Origin of the sequence: Mesorhizobium helmanticense (assembly GCF_003034915.1) — a bacterium.
Classification (GTDB): Bacteria; Pseudomonadota; Alphaproteobacteria; order Rhizobiales; family Rhizobiaceae; genus Mesorhizobium; species Mesorhizobium helmanticense.
The window spans coordinates 1-325 of sequence record NZ_PZJX01000135.1; the positions used below are offsets into that span (position 1 = coordinate 1).

General features: G+C 44.3%; 1 protein-coding gene. It reads left to right on the top strand.

What is annotated here, in order from left to right:
- Positions 1 to 120 precede the first annotated feature (120 nt).
- On the top strand, positions 121 to 325 hold a 205-nt coding region (locus tag C9427_RS34615; protein ID WP_208636466.1), incomplete at its 3' end, for a hypothetical protein.

Here is a 325-nt window from a genome sequence, read left to right on the forward strand (position 1 = left end):
GGTGTCGCGTGGCACTTAATGATGAGAATACCAAGCCAACGATTCCAGTGGGTTAGATCTGCACTTAATTTGATAATTGGCACTTAACTTGTGAATATATCGCAATTCTTAGCAGTTAAATTGAGAATGATCTGGCGGGATATTTTTCTGCGTTTCAGTGATCAATCAAGGTATATTACCTCAGACAAAGCCGACGACATTCTTAATGTTTTCAATGTCATAGCGCGCCGGCGTCAGGCGTGGCCTGGTTCTCCATTTTGCATCTTATTTGAGAACCGGCGCGCTGAGATTCTCAAATTAAGTGCCATCGCCCGCACAAACTGCC